Below are 4,643 nucleotides of genomic sequence, written 5' to 3'. Positions count from 1 at the left end.
CATCCTGACGCCATCCTGCAGCGCGACCAGATCGCCCTCCATCTGCGCGGTCCCGGCGCTGACATCCGCCGCGCGCCCATCCGGTGCCCGCAGCGTCAACCGGACCGAGCGGACCGAGCCGTGGTTCGGCTCCTTCCCCGGCTCGGCCTCGGCCCCCGCGATGGTCAGTTGCGAGCCGTTGGTGGTCACGCCGGTATAGGTCGGGTTCGTCACCGCCTGCCGCTCGGCCAGATCCTGCGGATCGACATTGGCATAGGGGATCGTCGCCTGCGGCTCGGGCTTCCACCCGATCAGGAACAGCACCGAAAGCAGCGCCAGCGCCGTCAAGGGCAGGATCACGCGCAGCCATGCGACGATGCGTGACCTGAGCATGGCCTAGACCATCCCGGCGCGCAGGAAATCGTGGATATGCAGCAACCCGACCGGGAGGCCGTCCTCGACCACGAAAAGGCTGGTGATCTTGCGTCCCTGCATCTCGGCCAGCGCCTTCTCGGCCAGACTGTCGGCCGAGATGGTGCGCGGGTCACGCGTCATCACCTCGCTTGCCTTGTGGTCAAGCAGCCCCTCCATGTGACGCCGCAAGTCGCCGTCGGTGATGATGCCGCTGAGACGCCCCTGCGCATCGACCACCGCCGTCACGCCAAAGCCCTTGCGGCTGATCACGAGCAGCGCCTCGGACATCGGCGCGTCCTCGGTCACCGACGGAATGTCGCGATGCATCATGTCGCCCACGCGCGACAGCCGCGCGCCCAGCTTGCCGCCCGGATGGAAGGTGCGGAAATGCTCGGGCGTGAACTTGCGATGCTCCATCAGCGCGATTGCCAGCGCATCGCCAAGCGCCATGGTCATCGTGGTCGAGGTGGTGGGCACGATGCCCGAACCGCAGGCCTCGGGCGCGGCGGGCAGCAGCAAGGCCACGTCCGACTGCCGCAGCAGGGTCGAGTTCTCGCGGCTGGCGACCCCGATCATCGGAATGCTGAAGCGCCTCGTATGGGCGATCAGGTCGGCCAGTTCCGGCGTCTCGCCGCTGTTCGACAGGACCAGCGCCACGTCGTTTTCAGTGACCATGCCAAGGTCGCCATGGCTCGCCTCGCCCGGATGGACGAATTGCGCCGGTGTCCCGGTCGAGGCCAGCGTCGCCGCGATCTTGCGCCCGACATGGCCGGATTTCCCCATGCCCGAGACGATCACCCGCCCCTTCGCGGCCAAGATCACCTCGATCGCGCGATCAAAGCTCTCTCCCAGACTGTCGGACAGGGCCAGCAGCCCATCGGTCTCGGCCCGGATCACCCGGCGGGCGGTATCAAGATATGCGCTCATGGCCACCATCTAGTGCTGGAAAATGTCAATTGCATCCCCCCAGCCCATCAGATCCAGATGGGCGCGGGCGGGAAGGAAATCGAAACAGGCCTGCGCAAGGCCCATCCGCCCCTCGCGCTCCAGCCGCTTTTCCAGCTCCGCCTTCAACCGATGCAGGTAAAGAACGTCCGAGGCGGCATATTCAAGCTGCGCATCGCTCAGCGTCTCGGCACCCCAGTCGCTGGTCTGCTGCTGCTTCGAGATGTCGACGCCGACCATCTCGCTCAGCAGGTATTTCAACCCGTGGCGGTCGGTAAAGGTGCGGATCATCCGCGAGGCGATCTTGGTGCACCAGACCGGGGCGGTCACGACCCCGAACGCAGCCTCCAACGCGGCGATGTCGAAACGGCCGAAATGGAACAGCTTCAGCACCTTCGGATCGGCCAGCAGCCGCGTCAGGTTCGGCGCCTTGCGCTGGCCGCGCGCGATCTGGACCAGATGCGCCGACCCATCCCCCGATGAAAGCTGCACCAGACACAGGCGATCCCGCCGCATGTCCAGCCCCATCGTCTCGGTGTCGATCGCGACGACCGGGCCAAGATCCAACTGATCGGGCAGATCGTTCTGGTAAAGATGAATGCTCATGGCGGGGTTCCGGCGACGTGGCGGCATGGCCGAGGCTTACCCCTTTTTTCCCGCATCCCGCCAGCCCCCAAGACGCGCGCAGCATAATCCCGCCCGGGCCCGCCGGATCCGCAGGCTGCGGCAACATTGCAACATTCCTGACAAATAAACTAAGTTTAACGTCTTCATTTCCGAGTAAAACACTTGTGATTCTTGCGCCAGCAATCGTAAGACGCAGCGGTCAGAATTTTAGCAAGGCAAAGTCATGAAATTCCGCAGCATTCTCCTGCTGACGGGGGCGTCGTCGCTCGCTCTCGCGACAGCCCTCTCGGCACAGGACCTGACCTCGGCGGGTGAAACCGCCCCGAATGGCGAAGTGGTCCTCCAGCCGATCACCCTGATCGCGGGCGGTCAGGAAAACGTCGAGGCGACCGGCGGCGTCACCGTCTCCCCCGAGGATATCGAGGCGATGCAGCCCGCAGACGTGTCCGAACTTTTCGCCCGTGACTCGGCCATCACCGTATCCGGCGGCGCCGGCCCCTCGAAGCGCATCCATGTCTTCGGGATGGAGCAGTCGAACCTTGCCGTCACCGTGGACGGCGTGCCGCAGGGCGTCACCAGCTGGCACCATACCGGCTCGAACGTCATCGACCCGGCCTTCCTGAAATCGGTCGAGGTCGAGGCCGGCGCCGCGGCAGCGGATTCCGGCTTCGGCGCAGCCGCCGGCGCCCTGCGCTACGAGACGGTGGGCGCGCGCGACCTGCTGGCCGAGGGTCAGACCCATGGCGGCCGCGTCGGCCTCTCCTATGGCAGCAACGGGCGCGGCGTCTCGGGCAGCCTCGCCGGTTTCGGCCTCTATCAGGGCTTCGACTGGTTCGCGATGATCCATGGCGCGAATGGCGACAATTACGAGAATGGCGACGGCAAGGAGATGCCGGGAACCGAGCCCGCGACCCAGGGCGCGCTGACCAAGCTCGGCTATGAATTCGAAGGCCACCGCGTCGAGCTGGCCTATGAATACAGCAAGGACGATGCCGACCGCGTCATCAAGATGAACATGGACCTCGACCACACGGACGAGGTCTTCCCGCTGAAGGTCACGCGCAACACGCTCAGCCTGAAATACAACTCGACCCAGCCGACCGACGCCTGGGATCCCGAGGCGATGATCTATGTCAGCCGCAACGAATACTGGCGGCCGAACTATGCCACCGGGGAACGCCCGATCAATGGCGACATGGATCTGGAGACGACCACCATCGGCGGTGTCCTGAAGAACACCAATTCGATGGATCAGGGCAATATCACCGCCGGCGTCGACTGGGCCTATGACGATTACCGCATCGACAATTATGGCGACCGCGCCCCCGGCGTGCGCACCATGGAGACGATGCAGATCGGCGCCTTCGTGCAGGGCCGTTTTGAGTTCGACAACGGCATCGACCTCTCGACCGGGATGCGGCTCGACCATTACCGCTTCACCGACTGGAACGGCGAGCGGCTGTCCGATACCGGCGCCAGCGTGAACGCCACGACATCCTATGAGTTCGCCGAGGGCTTCGAGGTCTTTGCCGGCGCGTCGCAGACCTGGCTCGGCTATCAGATCGGCGAATACGGGCTGCTCCACGCCCGGGACGAGACCTTCGCCACCTCGCCCGATTACGAACCGGCCGAGGCCACCAACGTCAAGCTGGGCCTGAACGCCAATCAGGGCAACTGGACCGGGAACCTGACCTTCTTCGACACCCGACTGAAGGGGCTCGGCGAATACGATACCGAGGTCGGCTATCTGGTCAATGCCGATGACTACCGCAGCAAGGGCGTGACGCTGCAAGGGAACTACAGCTGGGGTTCGGGCCGGGTCGGCGCCAGCCTCACCAAGGTCGACGTGACCCAGAACGGCAAGGATGTCCTGCCGAATGGCGGCACCGTGGTTCCGGTCGGCACGCTCGCCACGCTCTATGTCGATCAGGAACTGGCGCAGTATAACCTGAAATTCGGCGGCACGCTGGAATGGGCCGGCGATCTCGACGGCGACTACCTGACCGAGGCGGGGTTCGAGGATCATTCCTCCTATACCGTGGTCAATCTCTACGGCGAATGGCGTCCCGAAAACTACCAGAACGTCGCCCTTCACCTGAACGTCGACAACCTCTTCGACGAAACCTATTACGAGCGGTCGAGCTACGTCCAATACGGCGCGCGCAATGTCTATCCGCTCTACGCGCCGGGCCGCACGGTCACGCTGGGCGTCAAGATGGATTTCTGATCCGCCGCTATCCCGCGAAACATCAAAGGGCCCCGACGGGGCCCTTTTTCCTCACCCCATCCTCTCGCTGGAATAGCTCCCGGGCGAGGCGGGAAACACCACGGTCTTGTTGCCGTTGAGGAAGACGCGGCGATTGGCATGGGCATGGATGGCGCGGGCCAGGACCTGGCTCTCGACGTCCCGGCCAAGGCTCACGTAATCCTCGGCGGACTGGGCATGGGTGATGCGCACGGTGTCCTGCTCGATGATCGGCCCCTCGTCCAGATCGGCGGTGACGTAATGGCTGGTCGCGCCGATCAGCTTCACCCCACGCTCGAAGGCCTGCTTGTAGGGATTGGCGCCCTTGAAGCTCGGCAGGAAGGAATGGTGGATATTGATGATCCGCCCCGACATCTTCCGGCACATCGCGTCCGACAGCACCTGCATATAGCGCGCCAGCACGATCAGCTCG

The 4,643-nt window shown here is 64.4% G+C and carries 4 protein-coding genes and 1 pseudogene; 1 reads left to right on the top strand and 4 read right to left on the bottom strand.

Going from position 1 to position 4,643, the window contains the following annotated elements:
* The 3 genes and pseudogenes from VNQ78_RS19585 to VNQ78_RS19575 form a co-directional block, all read right to left on the bottom strand.
* Positions 1–372: pseudogene (locus VNQ78_RS19585) on the bottom strand (hypothetical protein); the annotation flags it as partial.
* 3 nt (positions 373–375) lie between these two features.
* Entirely contained in the window at positions 376–1,320 is a 945-nt protein-coding gene (locus VNQ78_RS19580; protein ID WP_414694117.1) for a KpsF/GutQ family sugar-phosphate isomerase, read from the bottom strand.
* A 9-nt stretch (positions 1,321–1,329) separates the two neighbouring features.
* On the bottom strand, positions 1,330–1,944 hold the full coding sequence (locus VNQ78_RS19575; protein ID WP_325693064.1) for a ribonuclease D: 615 nt from the start codon (positions 1,942–1,944) through the stop codon (positions 1,330–1,332).
* 244 nt (positions 1,945–2,188) lie between these two features.
* On the opposite strand from VNQ78_RS19575, the gene VNQ78_RS19570 reads away from it, so the two are divergent.
* Positions 2,189–4,192: a TonB-dependent receptor domain-containing protein gene (locus tag VNQ78_RS19570; protein WP_325693062.1), complete on the top strand. Its 2,004-nt coding sequence runs from the start codon at positions 2,189–2,191 to the stop codon at positions 4,190–4,192.
* Between the two features lie 51 nt (positions 4,193–4,243).
* Here VNQ78_RS19570 and VNQ78_RS19565 read toward each other — a convergent pair.
* The coding region (locus VNQ78_RS19565) for a formyltetrahydrofolate deformylase (protein WP_325693060.1) at positions 4,244–4,643 on the bottom strand (400 nt) is incomplete at its 5' end.

It is taken from the genome of Paracoccus sp. (in: a-proteobacteria) (genome assembly GCF_035556475.1).
Taxonomy (GTDB): Bacteria; Pseudomonadota; Alphaproteobacteria; order Rhodobacterales; family Rhodobacteraceae; genus Paracoccus.
This window is presented reverse-complemented; position numbering and strand designations above follow the sequence as displayed.